This is a genomic window from Citrobacter sp. W9 (assembly GCF_026719375.1).
In the GTDB taxonomy this organism is placed as follows: Bacteria; Pseudomonadota; Gammaproteobacteria; order Enterobacterales; family Enterobacteriaceae; genus Citrobacter; species Citrobacter werkmanii.
This window is the reverse complement of sequence record NZ_JAPPTE010000006.1, coordinates 219,776-239,216: the sequence shown is the minus strand read 5'-3', so window position 1 is coordinate 239,216 and position 19,441 is coordinate 219,776. Positions and strand designations below refer to the sequence as shown.

The following is a 19,441-nucleotide window of genomic DNA, read 5'->3' as shown; positions in this document are numbered from 1 at the left end:
CAATATGTTCACTGACATTGAAAATATTTTACAATCACAGAAAATCTCTGGTGAAGCTTTTTTTGTTGCTGATACTCAAGGTGTTGTAGATATATTTAAAGTTAATCTTGAACCTAATGCCGAAGTAGATCTGACCACTTCATTTTCCAAAAGTATAATGGATAATATCATTGAACCTAACAGAGGTAAGGCAGTAATCCCACTTGTGTCAACATTACTGGAACGAGACAAACAAGTTTTCGAATATGACCATTTAGCAATCAATCACCTCCCTATTGAATTTACGAAGATGAACGATGTGCTAAATTTCGGAGTCAATGGTAATGCAACACAGTTTGATTTCACTACACAAAGCCTTACATCGGTAAAAGCCGTAATTTACCATATTTGTGATGGCAATGGGAACAGTGTAGTAATTTACCAACACAAATACCCTGTTTCACTACATAAGAAAACAAAAAAATCTTTTTTTAGTTTAAATGGCAGAACCTTAGATAAAATAACTCATGATAGTATTGATATAAATGACACTATTGACTTTTTCTTCTTCCAGAATAAATATTACGCATTAAATATTAAATTACTTGAAAGAATGTATGGGTTAGAGAGTGTGATAGATAATCTTGCAAACAACTCAACGCCATTGATAATCAGTCTTGGAATTGTTAACACACAAGGTATGCCAGCACCGCTAGATATTTTCAAGGATATGTATAAAGACAGGGCATTTATGCGTAGACTTGCTATGGTCTCGAAAGGAAGCTTAGTACAAACGGGGGTATCAATACCTCAAATACAACAAGTAATGCAGCAATTCCCTGTTTTTCAGAGAAATATTGATCTGACAGGTGGCTTAGTGAACCTTAATACGAAAGATCAAAAAAGATATTTTATCCGACTACTTAATAATGAAGCTTCTTTTGCTGCCCTCGACAACTCGCCCTTCCTGGCTGTTGAAAAAGACTCCGCTGCTTAAATTTTAAATGAGCATCCTCAAGCCGAATAACTTAAAGGATGCTCTTCAAATTTTAATAAGCATTATCAACAGCAAAAAACCTCATAAAAAACACTACTCATTTAATTTCCAAAATTAAGAAGAACATTAATAATCACCATTATATTACATGATCTTTTCCATATCCTATAGCATTACTCTCTAAAGTATTAATATCTGAGCCTCTAATTATCTCCTTTATACAGATCAGTTCCAATATGGATAAATATTTTTGTGAAAATGGTTAACCCACATCACATAGGATAACCTTAACGTCCCTATGTTCCATTAAGTTAAGAATAACCTCAAACAAACCAAATCAGATCCCCCCCTAATAAAACAAAAATAAATTTGAATACCGTAAAATCTGGTGTCATTAATATCTTGAAAACAACAAAAAAGGAGATAAACAATGATATCAAGCGAAAATAATAAAAATAACCTATTCCGTGTAAAGTCTAAAAATGGTGTCCTTCGTTGCCTTAAGGCTGGCGTGGATATAAATACCTGTAATGAAAAAGGTCAAACAGCTCTTTTTACCTGTAATGTACCTGAAGCTATACAGGCAATGATTGACGCTGACATTGACATTCACCACTTGGATAATGACGGTAATAATGCATTATTCTATGCTCAAAATGTTGAAACAGTGGAACTTCTTGTCAGCAATGGTATTAATGTTAACCACCGGAATAAGTCAGGTACCCTTGCGATTCAACATATTGATGTTTCACCAGGGTTAGTAAAATATCTTATCAAAGCTGGACTAGATATCCATACCAAAGATAGCTATGGCAACTCCTTTCTTTTCATTCCATTTGAAGGATATGTATACGATGCACTCATTGAGGCTGGTTGCGACATTAATCATAAAAATTTAAGCGGGCAGACAGCATTCGATTACTGGCAGTCAGAAAACCACAGCATAGCTGGTAAATATACTCACTGGGAATCTAAAAACGATAACTACATTCGTTTTCTTATCCGTAATATTCATCTTAAAGACAGTTCAAAAATTGTATTCACGAACATTACATTTAAATCAATTGAGCTGTTGTCGTTACTTATAAAGCAAAAAAATGAATTTGAGATAAGTGATAAGTGCATTATCACACCAACAAATGCCGACGTTAAAAAATTAATTTTACAACTAAAGAAACTGACAGACATTAGTCATGTTTGGTTTTACATAAACAGTACATATCTACTGACTCACTATGCAGGAAGACTGCTAATTAAATGGTTAATATGTCATGATATAAAAGTTGATATAGAATCACTAAAAGAACGCTACTTCTATGAAGAAATCCTCCAGGAAAAATCACAGAGAGAGCAAAAGGTTTTACCAACAACGATTCAACCAGTTACCTGTAAAGCAATTACAAAAAAAAGATTATGAATTGAATCTGCCTGAACACTCTCCCCTTGGCTTTAACCTTTAGTTAGATAGCCAAGGGACGCTAACATCATTAATTTAATACAAAGCCCCACATTGCACCTTAGCACTTTGAGAAATTTATTTTTAAAAACACCCTCATCGCCAATTCATACAATATCAATTACTACTCTCAAACCAAATCAATCAAATAAAACACAGCACTTTTTGATAAAAATAATTAACAATGAAAAACAACACCTTATATGAAATATAATAAAAATATATCTATTTAATTAAATAAATATAAAAATATATTTGCATTTTGTTTATTTAATAATATATATTTCCTTTGTTAATTAAATAAAGGAGAACTAAAATGAATAAAACAAACTATCCAAGCCTGACTAACTATCTCGCAAAAACAAAAAAGAACGCAGATCTTTATAGATTATATAATCCACAATTTTCTTTTTTCTGCAAAAGTGACACTCAGGAGCAAAGATTTTATTTCGATTATTTCTCAAGACATATGGTCTCGAAGAGAAATATTTTAACCGTATTCTCTATCTATACATTCACCTCTTATAACATGAATAAAAAAGAGACAATAAAAAATTTCATTCGATTTCTCAAAACGACGAATGAAAGTACATTCCATAATGCTTTTTCATTTCGCGGTGGTAACATTTTGTATGTAAGCAACAAAAACATGTTGAAAGAGATCTCATGGTTTTCACTCGCTCGAATTTACGAAGACATTAAAAAAATAAAGGAATATAAAACCAACCATGACAACTATATCAGATTAGTCGCTTAACAGAGGAGAAAAATTATGAATAACAACGCAATAAATGCATTACTCTCTTGTAAAACTCCAAAAGACATTCAGGCTTGCATTAATGCAGGCTCCGATATTAATACACTGGATTCGTTTGGAAGAAATATACTGTTTTACTGTAAAAACCCAAGAATGATTGACACTCTGGTTAAAGCAGGAATAGATTTTAACCATGCTGACAACTATGGTCACAATGTTTTGTTTAACCAGCGAAATCCTCACATACTGAAAAAATTGATTGATTCCGGCGTAGATATACACCACAAAAATGGTCTCGGCCAAACCTGTTTATGCTCGTTAGCTGATAATATATCCTGTTGCAAAACCCTGATCAATGCTGGAATTAATGTCAACAATGTGGATAAATGCGGAAGAACAATACTTTTTTACGTAAAAAATCACTCTATCTTTGATTTGATGGTTCAGGCCGGTTGCGATATAAACCACAGAGATAACCAGGGTCACGGTATTTTTGAAATTTGCTATTCATTAGGCGATTTCAAAGCCAAAATGCTCATTCGTCATATTAGTATGAAGGATAGCAGTCCAGTAATTTTCAACTACCTCAACAGCGAAAGTCTGCAGATAATGGATTTGCTTCAGAAGAAAAACCTTAACTTTACTATCTCTGATAACTGCCAGGTTTATCTAAGTGCCAATGAAAATGAAATGAGCTCTTTCTTCAGTGAACTAAAGAAGAAGACAGATATCAGCAACACACATTTTCGCCATATTGTACTGCGAGGTTATGATTTACGCGGGGACATTGAAACCATTAAATGGTTTATCCGCAATGACATCAAAATAGATAAAAAACAACTGGAACAGCATATTCGACATGATGAGATTTGTAAATATATAGCAGAACATGAGAGAAAGAAACTTAGCGAAATTATGAAACAAACAATCTCTTTAATGCCAGTAAAACGTAGATTGTAACCTCCACCCCTCCTCACTGTCATAATGAATTTAATATGAACCCTATTTTCACCCAGAGCAGATTACCTAATTAGCAATCTGCTCCACCTATCTTATTTATAAATTTCGACACTGCCTTGACTTATTTTACCAATGCGCTAACTGTAGATCATGAACACATTTTAAAAAAGGTTAGATATGCATAAAAATGAAAGTAAAGAAGATCTATCAAGAAGCTCAAGAAGAGGTAAATTCCATACAGCAAAATATACACCTAATGAAGTTCGAACTCACTGCGTCAGCGTTCGGTTAAACGAAGAAGAATTATCTATTCTCGATAGTAAAAGAGGCCCTTATAAAAAAGGGGAATGGCTAAGAATGGCATCCCTCAACAAACTCCCACCGGTGTTACCTGAAATCAATCGTGAAGCATGGATTAAACTCGGCAACCTTTCACAGGATTTAAACCGCCTGCTGAATCATCTCGACAGCAAAAGCCCTGACAGCGAACTGACCCGTACAGAACTCTTCGCCCTGCGCAGACAAATCAAAACTCTCAGGGATCACCTTATTCCATCAACCTTTCTGGAGCAAGACCAGTGAAAGGCATGCAGAAAATAAAGCGGGGTAAACAGTTTGCAGGTGTGGTTCTCTATAGCCTTAAGTCAGGATCTCACCACAAAATCACGCCTTATATTATCGGTGGCAACATGACGGGAAGCACTGCTGCTGAACTTATCAGTGAATTTGAAGGCACAAGACTACTGCGCCCCGGTGTCGCCAAACCTGTCTGGCATAATTCGCTTCGCCTGCCAAAGGGAGAAACACTGTCAGTCAGACAATGGGCGGCATTCGCTGACGATTATATGACCCGGATGGGATTCACTGAAACCCATCTTCGCTGCTATATCATGCACGATGATTCGGACGGGCAGCATATCCATATAATAGCTAACAGAATTAACATGGTCGGTGGGAAGCTGTACCTTGGGAAAAATGAAAATCTTATCAGTACCCGGATTATCAGCGAGCTGGAGAAAGTCCACAAACTCACTCAAACCACATCTGCAATCAGTAGTCATAGTCAGGAGAAAAGAAAGCCTTCCCGCAACGAGCTGATGATGGCTGAAAGAACGACAACTCCCTGCCCCAGGTCCACTCTGCAGAGCCTGATTGATAATGCGTTAACCGGCCGCCCTGATTTGCTGACTTTTATCGCTATGCTGGAAAAGGTAGACGTCAGCTGCAAACCCAATATCGCCTCAACGGGAAAAATGAACGGCTTTTCATTTCAGTACCAAGGTATTGCCTTTAAAGCCTCTCAATTGGGTAAAAAATATGGCTGGTCTTCCCTGCAAACATTGATTGATTTCGTACCGGAACATCTGACTTTACTGAAACAAGCACAAAAGCCAACAGTACCTGCACCTGTGCCATTAACAGTGCCAATGCCAATGCCAATGCCAATGCCAATGCCAATGCCAATGCCAATGCCAATGCCAATGCCATCATGCGAGTCTGAAGAACAGGCTGCAAACCGGGAAACGATTCTGGAGAAAATCCATCAGCTTGAAGAAAAAATTCGTCTGGAAAGACAACAGGAGACAGTGGGTATCATTCAGCTCAGGAGCAAGCTGCACAATACAACCCGTCAGATACCCCGCCAGCGTCGCCTGAAGGCGTGGCTTTTACTACTCAGCCAAATTGTTGTACTTCTAAGGCGCAAGGGACTGTCACTGCTGCATGCCACAATACATCATTTCCGCAAGATTCTTCATCTGCACCTATTAGAACCCATTCCTTTCACAGCCGGTCATTCCCTTCAGGAACAATCAGTTAGTAATAACCAGCACCTCACACCATAAGAATCCTTAGTTTATAATGCAATGATAGTCAATAAATTATTGATCGTTTATATAGATCGATAATTTGATTACAATAGTTAAAACCAATCACAAAGCAATCATCGATCGGTACAAGCAATTTTACTAAAGCGGGTCATTCATCGAAAATGTTCAAAAATACATCACCTTAAATCAGGCCATGGAGTCATGATGGATAATAAAACGATTAGCTGCCCCTTCTGCTTTACACAAAGCCCGCACGGCGTGCGGATTTGCAAAGGCTGCCATGCAAAAGTGGCCTATGGTGAAAGTCCGCTCAGTGTGGCATTCCTTTTTCAATTCGTGGCATTAGCTCTCGCCTGGTTAGTATTTTCATTGACCGGCAGTACTCCTGTCTCAGTCATTACGTTTTTTGCCAGCGTTATTATTCTTATCTGCATAATTAAAAAGACCTATGCAGACAGAGTTATCTTTATACGGTGATATTAATTTCACACCACAGCAAACATAAAAAATTAACATGAGGGACCTATGAAAAAATTCATTACTTCTGCGTTTTTTATTTCCGCTTTACTTATTTCTGGCTGTTCGACATCAGGCAATCAGCATCTCAAAAACGAAACATCACAAAGTCTGCAGTCAAAAATCATCAAAAATAAAACAACGAAATCAGAAATAATTACCGCATTAGGCGAGCCCGAAACCAAGACTACACTTGATAGTGGAAATGAAGAATGGACTTATTCGATGGATAACAATCAGTTTGATGCCACCACATTTATTCCCGTTGTCGGGCTGCTGACGGGGGGCTCACAGACGCAGGCCAAAACGCTGGAAATCGAATTTAAAGGAGAAACGGTCAGCAAATGGTCGTTCTCTGAAAATACAAGCAGAATGAATACAGGTCTGATTCAATAACTCACGTTACAGCCAGGGAATTATTTATGAAAACTTATGCCGTTATCACACTCGTTACCGCTGCATCGTTGCTGAGTGGCTGTAACAGCGAACCTTCCGAACAGGATATTTACACTGCCATGAATAAGGTCGTTGCGCAGGCGAATGCTTTCGTGAAATCTATAGCAGGCAAGGATGTCCCAAAAGACGCACTGCGCGAATTAAAATCAGTCAAAAAGCATGACTGCGTAGAAGTCTCTGATAAAAGTTATAAATGCAATGTGACGGCTATTGTCGATAACGAAAAGCGTACTGCTGCTGTAACCCTTGTCAAAACGGATGATGGCTGGCAGGTCGTTGATAAGTAAACCCACCTTAAAGCCATCACGACAGGCGGGACGCCAACTGGGTGGCTCCTGCCTTTTTAATACTCGATTTTGACCTGCCGGAAACGCCAGCTCCATTTCTCTCCACCATTCAGCATCCCATTCCTTGTACACGCTGCTGCCGCTATCAAAGTCTTTTCCTGATCACTGAGCCTGGCGGAGTATAAGCCAGAGAGCCTGCAATGCGTTTCTTTTCATACTGAGCCAGCAAATCAGCATAAATATGCTCTGCTTCGTCCAGATTGCCTGAAATATAATTCACAAGTGAATTCAGGCAATGCAGCAATGTATTGCTGTTTGCAAGCTTCCTGAGCAGAGTTGTGTTCAGGGTTGAAACGACTCCTGTAAACATCTGCATAATATTATCAACGTGATAACATGAATTGCGATACTGCGCCCGTGAATAAAAATACTTCAGATGATACCCGGCGAAGAGAACATAAAGTTTTTTGTAAAAGACATTGTTATTAACGCTGTTGTGATGATGGGTTATAAATTTATCAACAACATGTATAAACTTTTCCTCCTGAGATAAAACATCAATAGCACTCATAATTTTCTCCATTTTTTGTTTTTATAATTAAGTACTATCATCTTCAAAAATAAAATCAATAGTAATTTAAAAATATTTTTATAAAACAATATTTATTCTATTCTCACTTAAAACAGCTTTCACTGTGGAGATATTGAGTCCTCCAGATTGCATTACTATTTCATATTTCAATTATCTGAGTCATTTCCATATTTCAGATAAAAAAACCACAGGAATATTTTTGAGAGCGTGCTACGCACTGGCTTACGCCCCGACTACCGATAAATGTTAATTATTTTTACCAAACCGGTGAAAACCATAATTTTGTTTCCCTGGCAGCGCCGCTGAGTGCCCACAGCACTCACTCGCTGAAGCAGAAAGGGTTTTTCCGAAGGGTCCCGGCGTGAGCCGTACTCAGCAAATGGGCAAATCATGTATCTGTGTTCGCTTTCCCGATCAACTCAGCCTCCTGATTTTTTGCGCGAAGCGTATTTGTAATGACAGTTAACCTCAGGTCTATGAACTCGTGCGCGAAGCGTATTTATACTTACAGAAAATACTGTAGTAATGTTCTGAAGCCCAATGGCGCAACACACAGTTGCGCAGGCTTCACTTAAGAAATGATATAATGTAAGAAAAACAATAATAAAAGTGTTTTCATCAGGTACACCAAGGCCTTGAGTATCATTCTAATGCAAAACTGTGGTTTCTTATTTCTTTATCACTCTTTTATCTTGCAGAACACAATTGAAAATTAACCAATAAAATCAAATAATTAAACAAACCCTGCCGTTATTAATTTCAGAACCAAAAATCATTAATTACATAACAGGTGATGGTGAAATTTAGCACCCCTTGTTTTAAATTTGATAACCAACCATCTCCCACTAAATAACAACCGTAAAATCTCAAAGTAAATACAATTAAATAATACTACCAACCAAGTTGACAAATAAATTAAATGTGCCATATATGTAATCACAACAATAAAAAAGGAGCCATCATGTCAATCACAAGCGTTGTATTAACTAAAGAACAAAAGTCCATTATTGCAGAAGCATTAGAGGTTATGCCCGAAGATCTGGAAGAAATAAAGATTAAAGCAAATAGCTATAAAAAAACGTCATTCAGAGACGATTTCTCAATGATATTCAAAGGCAATATGGCCACACTCGCCAGGATGGATTTGACGCCCACAGCGTTTAGAATTGTGCTTTATCTCTTCTCAGTAATTGATTATGGAAATATTATCCCTGATTTTTCACAGTCACGTATAGCCAAAGATCTTGGGCTGAATAAATCAAATGTCTCACGCGCATTCAAAGAGTTATTTGAGAGAAAAATACTTATTCGTGACGCCATAGATAACCAAGTATACCTTAATTCAAACTTGTGTGTTAAAGGAATCCCTCGTCGTTTCAATGAAGATCTGATGGATAAATTTAGAAAGTCCAGACTGGAGACAGAAGACTTTGCCAATTCGTTTAACTTTTATCGTGCAGGGAGTAAAACAAAGCCGGTTAAAAATCCCAAAAGAAGATATCCTACAGACGGCATTCCATTTGATTAAAATAATAAATAATGCTGTTGAACAATTTATACTTCCGCAAATGACTATTTCCCAATATAAATTTAATTTTATATTGGGAATGAAATTAATCATAAAATATCATTAAGTATATGACGTTCTTGTTCAATTTCACATGATTTAACCATCCCACTTAGTACACTAACAAAAACGTCATTCCATTTCTGGCGCTCTCTCGAAGCATGCCAGTTCTCAAACAACACTTTCTCAAGAGAGATCCAAATAACTTCTGCGCGAGAGGTATTTAATAGCTCCTTGAATACTTCGTCAGATACAGTAAGGGCATGAGAATAAATTTTATTATCAATAGTCCAGAAAGGCTCTGGCTTGGTAAAATCAGCCAAAGAAGCAAAAGCCAACCCACGGACCTGTGCTGCTTCCATTGTGCTGTTCACTTTATGATTATCCCGCCAGGTTTTTAAATCACCCAACAGATAATTTACGCGTTGATTTCTTGCTTTGCTATCTTCAGCCTGGTATTGGATATAAGCAGGGCCATTACCAGTCTGGCGATAACGAGCCAATGTTTTGACACTTACACCAAGGTAAAGGGCCGAAACTTCAGCACTCAGGGTTGCATCATCTGGCATACTACCAAATAGCCGCCATACTTCAGCATATTCCCTTAAAGTATCGATTGCACTCATTCCCTGTCCCCCTAATTTGTTGGCAATGGTTGATATTTCGCCGAAGCCAAAAGTGTATTATACAACTCAGGTACTGTCATCAGCATATGAAGCTCAATCCGTTGAAGTGCCTCAAAAACTCGCTCGTTATCAGGCTCAGCATATCTTTCAGTAGGGTCCGTGGTATTACGGTGGTTAAGCAATCTTTTCACCACTGCATACGAAGTTAGTTCTTCTGCAACACGGCCAAAAGTTCTTCGCAGATCGTGCATTCCCAGCTTCATTATTCCAGCTTCCTGACAGATATACTCGCGCAAGCTTTTACTGTCAGAATAATGTCCAACCTTGCTTCGTGATGAACGAGCCGGAAAAACCCATTTGCGTTTATCTGCCCGTATTTCGGTATCGTTGACGATATCTCGTCGGTCTTCCAGAATTCGCTTTGTAGCATCACAGATTGGAAGCTCATGGTCGTTACGATTTTTCGTGTCGTAAAAGCGAATAACCCGGTTTTCGAGATCGACATAGCTTGTCGTTCTGACTTCCTCTTCTGTCAGGGCCTCTCGCCAGCACAGTGTTGCTGTCTCTTCTTTCCTGGCTCCTGTCAAAATGGTCAGCAACAGATAATCACAACCCAAACGATTAAAACCTCTCTTATTGTGTAATGCAGCTAGAAACCGTCCCAAAGTATCTTTGGGGGACAATGGATTTCGTACGCCCTTGGCACGATAGCTATCTTCCAGCTCAGATCGTGTTCTGAACTTCTTCTGTACCTTTAAAATTGAAAAAGGATTATAGGACAACGAAGGTTGTCGTTGCTGGGTCTGAGCATTCCCAGCTTCAATCTCGATTGCGTGTTTTACAGCAACATTGGCCCACCTAAAAGTCTGTTCTGCTGCTGTTCTGGCTCTTGAAGCAATCTCGTCAAACTTTCGAAGGATTTCATTACCAGTAAGATCCTTGATTCGAAGGTTTTGCCATTCTTTCAACCGATTCTCAGCTTTGTCTAACACATTGAGAGTGTTTGGTTTAGCAGGTTTGGTTCTGCCAAGTAAGTGACTCCTGTATTGGGCAAAAGCTTCACTCACGGTCAATTCAGCCAGATCGAGTTCCCTTTTAATCTTGTTGGGATTTCTCTTTGTTGCAATCATTGTCTGAACCAACTGCCGAGCTGCCTCACGGGCTTGATCGATACTCGGAAAATCGGACACATTCCCAACCTTTACTTTCAAGACAGAGCTTGGCTTCTTACCCTCACTGACATTACGATCTGAAGAGGCTACTCTTCGCTGGATTACATAGGTTTTTTTCGTCAAACTGACCTTCACACCGAAGCCAACGGGTGAATCTCGATGATCGTCAAAAACTATGTAAGGTTTTTGGTCAGGGTTGGCTTCGAAAACGACTTTTCCAGAGCTACTGAGCTCAGGCTTAACATTAATACTTAACTTGTTGATAATAAAAGCCTGATTGAGAGTTGTTTTCAAAGTATCACCACCATTTGTAACCCAAAGAAGGAGTACAACCAATCTATCACGCTTTGGGCTACAAGTGAGCTACAAATTTATGGGTTTATGTGGGTTTAAAGGGGTTTTACCTGGGGCCATATGAGCACTTGAAAGAATTAAAAAATGAGTAAAATCAATATGAATGAAGACATTGATAAGGACTTCTCTAGCCATACCCCCATGATGCAGCAGTATCTCAAGCTGAAAGCTCAGCACCCGGAAATACTGCTGTTTTACCGCATGGGCGACTTTTATGAACTGTTTTATGACGATGCGAAACGCGCGTCTCAGCTGCTTGATATCTCCCTGACTAAGCGCGGCGCATCCGCAGGCGAGCCCATCCCAATGGCGGGTATTCCCCACCATGCGGTAGAAAACTACCTTGCCAAGCTGGTCAATCAAGGGGAATCCGTCGCTATTTGCGAACAGATTGGCGATCCGGCCACCAGCAAAGGACCGGTGGAGCGTAAAGTTGTGCGCATCGTTACGCCCGGCACCATCAGTGATGAAGCGCTGTTACAGGAGCGCCAGGACAACCTGCTGGCCGCCGTCTGGCAGGACAGCAAAGGCTACGGCTATGCCACGCTGGACATCAGCTCCGGGCGTTTTCGCGTTAGCGAGCCTGCCGACCGCGAGACCATGGCCGCCGAACTGCAGCGTACTAACCCGGCTGAACTGCTGTATGCCGAAGATTTTGCAGAAACCTCACTGATTGAAGGACGTCGCGGCCTGCGCCGCCGTCCGCTGTGGGAATTTGAAATTGATACTGCCCGTCAGCAGTTAAATCTGCAGTTTGGCACACGAGACCTGATTGGCTTTGGCGTTGAGAACGCCCCGCGCGGATTATGCGCTGCTGGCTGTCTGCTGCAATATGTGAAAGATACCCAGCGTACCTCACTGCCGCATATTCGTTCCATCACCATGGAGCGTCAGCAGGACAGCATCATTATGGATGCCGCCACCCGCCGCAATCTGGAGATCACCCAGAACCTGGCTGGCGGCGTTGAAAACACATTGGCTTCGGTACTCGACTGCACCGTAACACCGATGGGCAGCCGTATGCTCAAGCGCTGGCTGCATATGCCGGTCCGCGACACCAAAATCCTCACTGAACGCCAACAAACCATCGGCGCGTTACAGGATATCACCAGCGAATTGCAACCCGTGCTGCGTCAGGTGGGCGATCTGGAACGCATTCTGGCGCGTCTCGCTCTGCGTACCGCGCGCCCGCGCGATCTGGCCCGCATGCGCCACGCTTTCCAGCAACTCCCAGAACTACGCGCGCAACTGGAAAACGTAGACAGCGCCCCGGTGCAGATGCTGCGTGAGAAAATGGGGGAGTTTGCGGAGCTGCGTGAACTGCTGGAACGCGCCGTCGTGGAAGCTCCACCGGTGCTGGTACGCGACGGCGGCGTCATCGCGTCTGGCTATAACGAAGAGCTGGACGAGTGGCGAGCGCTGGCCGATGGCGCAACCGACTACCTCGACAGACTGGAGATCCGCGAGCGCGAACGCACGGGTCTTGATACGCTGAAAGTTGGATTCAACGCCGTTCACGGATACTACATTCAGATCAGTCGTGGACAGAGCCATCTGGCGCCAATTAATTACGTGCGTCGCCAGACGTTGAAAAACGCTGAACGCTACATTATTCCAGAACTGAAAGAGTATGAAGACAAAGTTCTGACTTCCAAAGGTAAGGCGCTGGCACTGGAAAAACAGCTATACGACGAGCTGTTCGATATGCTGCTGCCGCATCTGGCTGATTTACAACAGAGCGCCAGCGCGCTGGCTGAACTGGACGTCCTGGTCAACCTCGCAGAACGTGCTTATACGTTGAATTACACCTGTCCGATCTTCACCGATAAACCCGGCATTCGCATTACCGAGGGCCGTCACCCGGTGGTGGAGCAGGTACTGACAGAGCCGTTTATCGCCAACCCGCTCAACCTTTCCCCACAGCGCCGGATGCTGATCATCACCGGGCCGAACATGGGGGGGAAAAGTACCTATATGCGCCAGACCGCATTGATTGCGCTGCTGGCGTATATCGGCAGCTATGTCCCGGCAAAAAAAGTCGAGATTGGGCCTATCGACCGTATATTTACCCGCGTTGGCGCGGCGGATGATCTGGCATCAGGTCGTTCCACCTTCATGGTTGAGATGACCGAAACCGCCAACATTCTGCATAATGCTACCGAAAACAGCCTGGTGCTGATGGATGAGATTGGACGCGGCACTTCAACCTACGACGGCCTGTCGCTGGCATGGGCGTGCGCAGAAAACCTGGCGAATAAAATCAAAGCATTAACATTGTTCGCCACCCACTACTTCGAACTGACTCAGTTACCGGAGAAGATGGAAGGCGTCGCGAATGTACATCTGGACGCGTTAGAGCATGGCGATACCATCGCCTTTATGCACAGCGTACAGGATGGCGCGGCGAGCAAGAGCTATGGCCTGGCGGTAGCAGCCCTGGCAGGTGTACCGAAAGAGGTCATAAAACGTGCGCGGCAAAAACTGCGCGAACTGGAAAGCATCGCGCCGAATGTTGCCGCAACCCAGGTCGATGGTACACAGATGTCGCTGCTTTCGGTTGCGGAAGAAACATCTCCCGCCGTTGAAGCGCTGGAAAATCTCGACCCGGATTCACTCACGCCTCGCCAGGCACTGGAATGGATCTATCGGTTAAAAAGTCTGGTGTAACGCCGTTGTGCCGGGTACGGTTTCGCCGCACCCGGCATTTTTTGATTAACGCTTATCTTCCGCCAGCAGCGGCGGGATACTTGGCACCATTGGCGCATCGTCGATATCTTTCTGCGTCATGCGAAACGCTTGCGGATAATGCTCGCGGCTGGTACGGCGTAGCGGCTCGGTATTACGCCAGGTGTACAGACAATGCTGGCATTGATATACGGTCCAGACACCTTTTACCGGCGAGTTCGCCATCACTTCAATATGTTCATCGGCACAACGTGGACAAATCATCTGCTACTCCTTATTTACGGTTGGCCAGCATGGCGGTCAGCTTTTCAGCCCAGGCTTTTGTTTCCGGTAAATCACATACCGGTTGGCTGTAATGACCTCGGTTATCCGGTGCAACCGGTGTCGTGGCATCGATGATGAGCTTGTCGGTAATCCCCGCCGGACTGGAACCGGGATCAAGTTCCAGCACCGACATATTCGGCAGTTGCACCAGATCGCCCGCCGGATTGACCTTCGAGGAGAGCGCCCACATCACCTGCGGCAGGTTGAACGGGTCAACGTCTTCATCAACCATAATCACCATCTTCACGTAACCCAGGCCGTGCGGCGTGGTCATAGCACGCAGTCCCACCGCGCGGGCAAAGCCGCCGTAGCGTTTTTTGGTGGAAATAATCGCCAGCAGTCCGTGGGTGTACATGGCGTTCACCGCCTGCACTTCCGGGAATTCGGCTTTCAATTGTTGATAAAGCGGTACGCAGGTCGCCGGGCCCATCAGGTAGTCGATTTCGGTCCACGGCATACCGAGATAGAGTGATTCAAAAATCGGTTTGCTGCGATAAGAGACTTTATCGATACGCACCACGGTCATATTGCGTCCACCGGAATAGTGGCCGGTAAACTCGCCAAACGGACCTTCGATTTCGCGTTTACGGCTTTCAATGACCCCTTCGAGGATCACTTCAGAGCCCCACGGCACGTCAAAACCGGTGAGCGGCGCGGTAGCGATCGGGTACGGGCTTTCACGCAGCGCTCCCGCCATCTCGTATTCAGACTGATCGTATTTCAGCGGCGTGGCGCCCATCAAAGTGATGATGGGATCATTACCCAGCGTGATGGCAATCGGCAAATCTTCACCGCGCTCTTCCGCTTTATGCAGGTGCAGCGCGATATCATGCATTGGCACCGGTTGCAGACCGAGCTTACGTTTGCCCTTCACTTCCATGCGGTAGATGCCGACGTTCTGTTTGCCGAAGTTGTCCCGATCCAGCGGATCGCGCGACACCACGCAGGCTTTATCCAGGTAGAAACCGCCGTCGCCATCGTTCAGGCGAAACAGCGGCAGAATGTCGAAAAGATTAATGTCTTCGCCGTCGACGGTATTTTCAGCCCATGCCGGGTTCGCACGACGTTCCGGGGCAACCGGAAATTTATCCCAGCGACGGATAAACTCATCAATTTGTTTTTTCACTGGAGTATTTGGTGGCAGACCTAAAGAGATGGCGTGATTCTGCCATGAACCGATGGTGTTCATCGCCACGCGGGCATCGGTAAAACCGCGAATATTGTCAAACCACAGCGCAGGCGCGCCATCACCAATACGCCCGGTCGCATTGGCCGCCGCCGCCAGATCCGGCTCGGCGTTAACTTCCTCACTGATTTTCAGCAGTTGTCCCTGGTCGTCCAGCGCCTGCAAAAAGCTGCGCAAATCATCAAATGCCATTATTCGTTCTCCTGTGCAAAATTCTGCGCCTGTCGTAATCCCTGCCAACGACGGGCGTTAGGGTGTTCAAGCCCAAACTGGTCGAGCACACGCGCGACAATGTGCTGGGTGATGTCATCGACCGTTTGCGGATGGTTGTAAAACGCGGGCATTGGCGGGACCATCGCCACGCCCATGCGGGAAAGCGAGAGCATGTTTTCCAGATGGATGGTGCTGAGCGGCATTTCACGCGGCACCAGCACCAGTTTGCGCCCTTCTTTCAGCACCACGTCTGCGGCACGCCCCACCAGCCCTTCCGCGTAACCTGCGCGAATACCGGCCAGCGTTTTCATGCTGCAGGGGATAATGATCATGCCGTCAGTACGAAACGATCCGGACGAGATGGTCGCGGCCTGGTCCGCTGGCTTGTGGCAATAGTCTGCCAGTGCGGATACATCGCGGACGCTGTACGGCGTTTCCAGCTCAATGGTCGTTTTTGCCCATTTCGACAGCACCAAATGGGTTTCCACCCCCGGCATTTCCCGCAGCGCCTGTAGTAGCGACACGCCGAGCGGTGCGCCGGTAGCCCCCGTCATTCCTACGATCAGTCTCATTCAACCCCTCAATTTGTTCGTGTACGAACGTTTTGATTAAAATACTCCCACAATTCATTGTGGGCAAGGCCACCGCGCACGGATAGCTAAAACAGCGATGGTTAAAAAAGGAGGCGTAACCCGCTATGATAGAGACTGACCGATATCCCGGAGCTCTCATGCCGTTACGCAATAAAGCATTTCATCTTTTACGTCAGCTTTTTCAGCAGCATACGGCTCGCTGGCAACATGAGTTACCAGAGCTAACCAAACCGCAGTACGCGGTGATGCGCGCCATTGCCGAACAGCCCGGCATTGAACAGGTCGCCCTGATGGAGGCAGCGGTCTGCACCAAAGCCACACTTGCGGAAATGCTGAGCCGAATGGAAAAGCGTGGGCTGGTCAGGCGGGATCACGACCCGGCGGATAAGCGTCGGCGGTTTGTTTATTTGACTGCGCAGGGAGAAGCATTATTGGCCAGCGCAACCCCGGTAGGAGATCGCGTGGATGATGAGTTTCTGGGCAGACTGAGCGAGGAAGAGCGCAAACAGTTTACTCAACTGGTGCGTAAGATGATGGGATAATCGTTCGGATGGCGGTTTTGGGTGATGTCTTTGTAGGCCCGATAAGCAAAGCGCCATCGGACAATATGTGCCGACCAATAAGCGGTAGCGCTAAAGAAAAAGGCCAGTCTCGATGAGACTGGCCTTTCTTGATGGAACTTGTGCTTACTCGCGGAACAGCGCTTCGATATTCAGCCCCTGAGTCTGCAGAATTTCGCGCAGACGACGCAGGCCTTCAACCTGAATCTGACGAACACGTTCACGCGTGAGACCGATTTCGCGGCCCACATCTTCCAGTGTCGCAGCTTCATACCCCAGCAGACCGAAACGACGTGCCAGCACTTCACGCTGTTTGGCGTTCAGTTCGAACAGCCATTTGACGATGCTCTGTTTCATATCATCGTCTTGCGTGGTGTCTTCCGGGCCGTTTTCTTTTTCATCGGCCAGGATGTCCAGCAACGCTTTTTCGGAATCGCCACCCAGCGGGGTGTCTACCGAGGTAATGCGCTCGTTGAGTCGGAGCATACGGCTGACGTCATCAACCGGTTTATCCAGTTGTTCAGCAATCTCTTCTGCGCTCGGTTCATGGTCCAGTTTATGCGACAACTCACGCGCGGTACGCAGATAGACGTTCAGCTCTTTTACAATATGAATCGGCAGTCGGATCGTACGGGTTTGGTTCATAATAGCCCGTTCGATCGTCTGACGGATCCACCACGTTGCGTATGTTGAGAAGCGGAACCCGCGTTCCGGGTCAAACTTCTCGACGGCACGGATAAGCCCCAGATTGCCCTCTTCAATCAAGTCCAGCAATGCCAGACCGCGATTGCCATAACGGCGAGCAATTTTCACCACCAGACGCAGGTTACTTTCAATCATGCGGCGGCGAGAGGCGACATCTCCACGCAGTGCGCGACGCGCAAAATAAACTTCTTCTTCGGCTGTTAACAGTGGTGAATAACCAATCTCACCAAGGTAAAGCTGAGTCGCGTCCAACACACGCTGTGTGGCCCCCTGCGATAACAGCTCTTCTTCAGCCAGGTCGTTATCACTGGGTTCCTCTTCACTCAAGGCTTTCTCATCAAAAGCCTCTACTCCGTTCTCATCAAATTCCGCATCTTCATTTAAATCATGAACTTTCAGCGTATTCTGACTCATAAAGGTGGCTCCTACCCGTGATCCCTAACGGAACTAGCAAGTGAAAGCCTGGTTCCGCCGAATTATCGCTGCGGCAAGTAACGCAGCGGGTTTACGGATTTCCCCTTGTAACGAATTTCAAAATGCAAGCGTGTTGAACTGGTTCCGGTACTACCCATGGTAGCTATTTTCTGCCCCGCCTTGATTTCTTGTTGTTCCCGGACCAGCATTGTATCGTTATGGGCGTAGGCGCTCAGGTAATCATCGTTATGTTTGATGATAATAAGATTACCGTAACCACGCAGCGCGTTACCGGCATAAACGACGCGTCCATCTGCGGTCGCGACAATAGCCTGTCCTTTGCTGCCTGCAATGTCGATCCCTTTATTGCCACCTTCGGTAGCCGCAAAGTTTTCGATCACTTTGCCGTCAGTTGGCCAGCGCCAGGTAGAGATTGGCGCGCTGGTCGACGTTGAGCTTGCAGTTGTTTCGGTTGTGCTAACTGCTGGAGCCGTTACTGGCGCTGTGACAACTGTCCCAGCAGGCTTGTTGTTCGGCAACATTTTGTTAGCACTTTGTTCACCTGAATCCTCAGAATACGTAATTGTTGGTTTCGAAGCAACAGCAACGGTGGAATTTTGTGCAGGGTTGGTCACAACTCCTTGCTGTGCTGCATCCGCCTGGGTGATGGCATTCCCACCGGTAATCGGTGTACCCGAGGCGTTGCCCACTTGCAGAGTTTGCCCGACATTCAGGCTATACGGGGCCGGAACGTTATTGCGCTGTGCGAGGTCACGGAAATCGTTCCCGGTAATCCAGGCAATATAGAAAAGTGTGTCGCCTTTCTTGACAGTATAGGTGCTGCCGCCCGTGTAGCTACCTTTCGGAATATTCCCATACTTACGGTTGTACACGATACGACCGTTTTCCATCTGTACAGGCTGTTCTGCAACAGGTTGAATTTGCGTTGGTTGCGTAGTCGGAGTCTGCACCGGTTGGATCTGTGGCGTCTGTTGTACTGTCGACGTCGAGCCCATTTTTGGCGGAGGCGTAATCAGCATGCCGGAACTGGTGTTCGTGGATGCACCGCCGTCAACCGAGCTGACCGGCGCTGGTGGATTCGAGGTGTTTGAACAACCTGCCAGCCATAATGAAACCAGTGACAATGCCGCAATACGGCGAATGGTAAATTTGTGGCTTCCCGCGCTCATTTATCCCCCAGGAAAATTTGGTT

The 19,441-nt window shown here is 44.8% G+C and carries 20 protein-coding genes; 12 read left to right on the top strand and 8 right to left on the bottom strand.

The annotated features are described in order from the left end of the window. The first annotated feature begins 4 nt into the window (after nt 1–4). The 9 genes from OOJ59_RS12000 (at nt 5) to OOJ59_RS11965 (ending at nt 7,237) form a co-directional block, all read left to right on the top strand. Nucleotides 5–976 carry a Kiwa anti-phage protein KwaB-like domain-containing protein gene (locus tag OOJ59_RS12000; RefSeq protein WP_021241920.1) on the top strand — a complete coding sequence of 324 codons (972 nt, stop codon included), beginning with the start codon at nt 5–7 and terminating at the stop codon, nt 974–976. Nucleotides 977–1,406: 430 nt separating this feature from the next. Beyond that, a complete protein-coding gene (locus tag OOJ59_RS11995; protein WP_021241919.1) occupies nt 1,407–2,393 on the top strand; it encodes an ankyrin repeat domain-containing protein in 987 nt (328 codons plus the stop codon). A 355-nt stretch (nt 2,394–2,748) separates the two neighbouring features. Further along, the gene (locus OOJ59_RS28095) at nt 2,749–3,189 is read left to right on the top strand and encodes a hypothetical protein (protein ID WP_001044498.1); all 441 of its coding nucleotides are present in this window, start codon (nt 2,749–2,751) and stop codon (nt 3,187–3,189) included. A gap of 15 nt (nt 3,190–3,204) precedes the next feature. After that, complete coding sequence (locus OOJ59_RS11990; RefSeq protein ID WP_001062023.1) at nt 3,205–4,149, top strand: ankyrin repeat domain-containing protein; 945 nt, start codon at nt 3,205–3,207, stop codon at nt 4,147–4,149. Between the two features lie 177 nt (nt 4,150–4,326). Beyond that, nucleotides 4,327–4,731 (top strand): hypothetical protein, encoded by a 405-nt coding sequence (locus tag OOJ59_RS11985; protein ID WP_031275125.1) that lies wholly within the window; start codon nt 4,327–4,329, stop codon nt 4,729–4,731. Further along, nucleotides 4,728–5,993 carry a relaxase/mobilization nuclease domain-containing protein gene (locus OOJ59_RS11980; RefSeq protein WP_058999176.1) on the top strand — a complete coding sequence of 422 codons (1,266 nt, stop codon included), beginning with the start codon at nt 4,728–4,730 and terminating at the stop codon, nt 5,991–5,993. The genes OOJ59_RS11985 and OOJ59_RS11980 overlap by 4 nt, the downstream gene beginning before the upstream one ends. Before the next feature lie 189 nt (nt 5,994–6,182). Then, nucleotides 6,183–6,455, top strand: coding sequence for a hypothetical protein (locus OOJ59_RS11975; RefSeq protein WP_004114852.1), 273 nt, complete (start codon nt 6,183–6,185; stop codon nt 6,453–6,455). 48 nt (nt 6,456–6,503) lie between these two features. Continuing rightward, a complete protein-coding gene (locus OOJ59_RS11970; protein WP_000713577.1) occupies nt 6,504–6,890 on the top strand; it encodes a hypothetical protein in 387 nt (128 codons plus the stop codon). Nucleotides 6,891–6,916: 26 nt separating this feature from the next. Further along, nucleotides 6,917–7,237: a hypothetical protein gene (locus OOJ59_RS11965; protein ID WP_000860569.1), complete on the top strand. Its 321-nt coding sequence runs from the start codon at nt 6,917–6,919 to the stop codon at nt 7,235–7,237. A 145-nt stretch (nt 7,238–7,382) separates the two neighbouring features. On the opposite strand, the gene OOJ59_RS11960 is transcribed toward OOJ59_RS11965, so the two are convergent. Then, nucleotides 7,383–7,808, bottom strand: coding sequence for a hypothetical protein (locus OOJ59_RS11960; protein WP_004114857.1), 426 nt, complete (start codon nt 7,806–7,808; stop codon nt 7,383–7,385). Nucleotides 7,809–8,790: 982 nt separating this feature from the next. Between OOJ59_RS11960 and OOJ59_RS11955 the strand changes: the two genes are divergently transcribed. After that, nucleotides 8,791–9,357: a helix-turn-helix domain-containing protein gene (locus OOJ59_RS11955; RefSeq protein ID WP_016239675.1), complete on the top strand. Its 567-nt coding sequence runs from the start codon at nt 8,791–8,793 to the stop codon at nt 9,355–9,357. 89 nt (nt 9,358–9,446) lie between these two features. Here OOJ59_RS11955 and OOJ59_RS11950 read toward each other — a convergent pair whose 3' ends face one another. Both OOJ59_RS11950 and OOJ59_RS11945 read right to left on the bottom strand, forming a co-directional pair. Beyond that, on the bottom strand, nt 9,447–10,022 hold the full coding sequence (locus tag OOJ59_RS11950) for a hypothetical protein (RefSeq protein ID WP_004114867.1): 576 nt from the start codon (nt 10,020–10,022) through the stop codon (nt 9,447–9,449). Nucleotides 10,023–10,033: 11 nt separating this feature from the next. Next, nucleotides 10,034–11,488, bottom strand: coding sequence for a tyrosine-type recombinase/integrase (locus OOJ59_RS11945; protein ID WP_001530776.1), 1,455 nt, complete (start codon nt 11,486–11,488; stop codon nt 10,034–10,036). Between the two features lie 159 nt (nt 11,489–11,647). Between OOJ59_RS11945 and mutS the strand changes: the two genes are divergently transcribed. Beyond that, nucleotides 11,648–14,215, top strand: coding sequence for a DNA mismatch repair protein MutS (mutS, locus tag OOJ59_RS11940; RefSeq protein WP_268063404.1), 2,568 nt, complete (start codon nt 11,648–11,650; stop codon nt 14,213–14,215). Nucleotides 14,216–14,260: 45 nt separating this feature from the next. On the opposite strand, the gene OOJ59_RS11935 is transcribed toward mutS, so the two are convergent. Genes OOJ59_RS11935 through OOJ59_RS11925 form a run of 3 tightly spaced genes read right to left on the bottom strand, consistent with a single transcriptional unit; the run spans nt 14,261 to nt 16,528 of the window. After that, nucleotides 14,261–14,497 carry a non-oxidative hydroxyarylic acid decarboxylases subunit D gene (locus tag OOJ59_RS11935; protein WP_038633131.1) on the bottom strand — a complete coding sequence of 79 codons (237 nt, stop codon included), beginning with the start codon at nt 14,495–14,497 and terminating at the stop codon, nt 14,261–14,263. 10 nt (nt 14,498–14,507) lie between these two features. Continuing rightward, complete coding sequence (locus OOJ59_RS11930; protein ID WP_038633134.1) at nt 14,508–15,935, bottom strand: non-oxidative hydroxyarylic acid decarboxylases subunit C; 1,428 nt, start codon at nt 15,933–15,935, stop codon at nt 14,508–14,510. After that, nucleotides 15,935–16,528, bottom strand: coding sequence for a non-oxidative hydroxyarylic acid decarboxylases subunit B (locus OOJ59_RS11925; protein ID WP_160955752.1), 594 nt, complete (start codon nt 16,526–16,528; stop codon nt 15,935–15,937). The genes OOJ59_RS11930 and OOJ59_RS11925 overlap by 1 nt, the downstream gene beginning before the upstream one ends. Nucleotides 16,529–16,686: 158 nt before the next feature. Here OOJ59_RS11925 and OOJ59_RS11920 point away from each other — a divergent pair, with 158 nt between their 5' ends. After that, nucleotides 16,687–17,091, top strand: coding sequence for a MarR family winged helix-turn-helix transcriptional regulator (locus OOJ59_RS11920; protein WP_038633140.1), 405 nt, complete (start codon nt 16,687–16,689; stop codon nt 17,089–17,091). A 144-nt stretch (nt 17,092–17,235) separates the two neighbouring features. Here the strand turns inward: OOJ59_RS11920 and rpoS are convergent, their stop codons facing one another. Next, a complete protein-coding gene (gene rpoS, locus OOJ59_RS11915; RefSeq protein WP_000081498.1) occupies nt 17,236–18,228 on the bottom strand; it encodes an RNA polymerase sigma factor RpoS in 993 nt (330 codons plus the stop codon). A 62-nt stretch (nt 18,229–18,290) separates the two neighbouring features. Beyond that, nucleotides 18,291–19,373 (bottom strand): murein hydrolase activator NlpD, encoded by a 1,083-nt coding sequence (gene nlpD, locus OOJ59_RS11910; protein WP_223229542.1) that lies wholly within the window; start codon nt 19,371–19,373, stop codon nt 18,291–18,293. Between the last annotated feature and the right edge of the window lie 68 nt (nt 19,374–19,441).

Excerpts from the sequence above, each read along its gene's own strand:
- OOJ59_RS11925 (WP_160955752.1), bottom strand. The coding sequence starts at position 16,528 with ATGAGACTGATCGTAGGAATGACGGGGGCTACCGGCGCACCGCTCGGC.
- OOJ59_RS11970 (WP_000713577.1), top strand. The coding sequence starts at position 6,504 with ATGAAAAAATTCATTACTTCTGCGTTTTTTATTTCCGCTTTACTTATT.
- OOJ59_RS11920 (WP_038633140.1), top strand. The coding sequence starts at position 16,687 with ATGCCGTTACGCAATAAAGCATTTCATCTTTTACGTCAGCTTTTTCAG.
- OOJ59_RS12000 (WP_021241920.1), top strand. The coding sequence starts at position 5 with ATGTTCACTGACATTGAAAATATTTTACAATCACAGAAAATCTCTGGT.
- OOJ59_RS11930 (WP_038633134.1), bottom strand. The coding sequence starts at position 15,935 with ATGGCATTTGATGATTTGCGCAGCTTTTTGCAGGCGCTGGACGACCAG.
- OOJ59_RS28095 (WP_001044498.1), top strand. The coding sequence starts at position 2,749 with ATGAATAAAACAAACTATCCAAGCCTGACTAACTATCTCGCAAAAACA.
- OOJ59_RS11950 (WP_004114867.1), bottom strand. The coding sequence starts at position 10,022 with ATGAGTGCAATCGATACTTTAAGGGAATATGCTGAAGTATGGCGGCTA.
- OOJ59_RS11955 (WP_016239675.1), top strand. The coding sequence starts at position 8,791 with ATGTCAATCACAAGCGTTGTATTAACTAAAGAACAAAAGTCCATTATT.
- OOJ59_RS11935 (WP_038633131.1), bottom strand. The coding sequence starts at position 14,497 with ATGATTTGTCCACGTTGTGCCGATGAACATATTGAAGTGATGGCGAAC.
- OOJ59_RS11960 (WP_004114857.1), bottom strand. The coding sequence starts at position 7,808 with ATGAGTGCTATTGATGTTTTATCTCAGGAGGAAAAGTTTATACATGTT.
- OOJ59_RS11975 (WP_004114852.1), top strand. The coding sequence starts at position 6,183 with ATGGATAATAAAACGATTAGCTGCCCCTTCTGCTTTACACAAAGCCCG.
- OOJ59_RS11990 (WP_001062023.1), top strand. The coding sequence starts at position 3,205 with ATGAATAACAACGCAATAAATGCATTACTCTCTTGTAAAACTCCAAAA.
- mutS (WP_268063404.1), top strand. The coding sequence starts at position 11,648 with ATGAATGAAGACATTGATAAGGACTTCTCTAGCCATACCCCCATGATG.
- OOJ59_RS11965 (WP_000860569.1), top strand. The coding sequence starts at position 6,917 with ATGAAAACTTATGCCGTTATCACACTCGTTACCGCTGCATCGTTGCTG.
- OOJ59_RS11995 (WP_021241919.1), top strand. The coding sequence starts at position 1,407 with ATGATATCAAGCGAAAATAATAAAAATAACCTATTCCGTGTAAAGTCT.
- OOJ59_RS11985 (WP_031275125.1), top strand. The coding sequence starts at position 4,327 with ATGCATAAAAATGAAAGTAAAGAAGATCTATCAAGAAGCTCAAGAAGA.
- rpoS (WP_000081498.1), bottom strand. The coding sequence starts at position 18,228 with ATGAGTCAGAATACGCTGAAAGTTCATGATTTAAATGAAGATGCGGAA.